This is a genomic window from Streptomyces sp. T39 (assembly GCF_008042045.1).
Classification (GTDB): Bacteria; Actinomycetota; Actinomycetes; order Streptomycetales; family Streptomycetaceae; genus Streptomyces.
In genome coordinates this window covers 1-644 of sequence record NZ_RDBP01000161.1, presented here as the reverse complement: position 1 = coordinate 644, position 644 = coordinate 1, and the positions used below count along the sequence as shown (strand labels likewise).

Here is a 644-nt window from a genome sequence, read left to right as displayed (position 1 = left end):
GGTGTGGGACATGGAGGCGGGCAGCAGGGCCGGGGTGCGATGCGTGGGTCTGCTCTGCGGGGGGATCCCCCGGGCCGACCTGGAGGACGCGGGCGCCGACTCCGTCTACGACGATCCCGCGCACCTGCTCGCCTCCCCGGCCGCGTTCCCGCCCGGCTGATCGGGCGGCTGATCGGGCGGCTGATCGGGTAGCTCCGCCCGGCCCGGCGGAGCCACCAGGGCTGAGCCGGCACGGGCGGGCGCGGCGCCGCTCAGGGACCTAATCACGCACGGATCAGGGACCTACTCACGCACGGGCGGCTCCCTCACCCCGACAGGTGAGGGAGCCGCCCGTGCGTGCCCGGCCGTCATCCCGCGACAGGCGTCCCGCGCGACGTCAGCAGTGACGTCCGCGCGACCTGCGGCCCAGGAGCAGTACCAGGGCCAACACGGCGACACCGGCGCCGACGAGCACCGGCCCGCGGTTGCGGTTCGCCGCGGTCGCGGCCTGCGACGCCTTCTCCCGCACCGGCTCGGGCGTGCTGTCCCTGGCCGATCGCAGGAGGAACGCGGCCTTGTCCTGCGCCCGGTGGGCGGCGTCGGCGGCCTTCTCCTTGGCTGCGGTCGCCTTCTCCTGCGCCTGCGCCTTCACGTCGGCCTTCGCC

Annotated in this window: 1 protein-coding gene and 1 pseudogene; one reads left to right on the top strand and one right to left on the bottom strand. The window is 75.6% G+C overall.

Annotation, left to right across the window (positions count from 1 at the left end; all coding sequences use genetic code 11):
- The coding region (locus EAO77_RS40795) for an HAD family hydrolase (protein ID WP_147992574.1) at positions 1–160 on the top strand (160 nt) is incomplete at its 5' end.
- Between the two features lie 216 nt (positions 161–376).
- Here the strand turns inward: EAO77_RS40795 and EAO77_RS39180 are convergent.
- Positions 377–644, bottom strand: a pseudogene (locus EAO77_RS39180) (hypothetical protein); the annotation flags it as partial.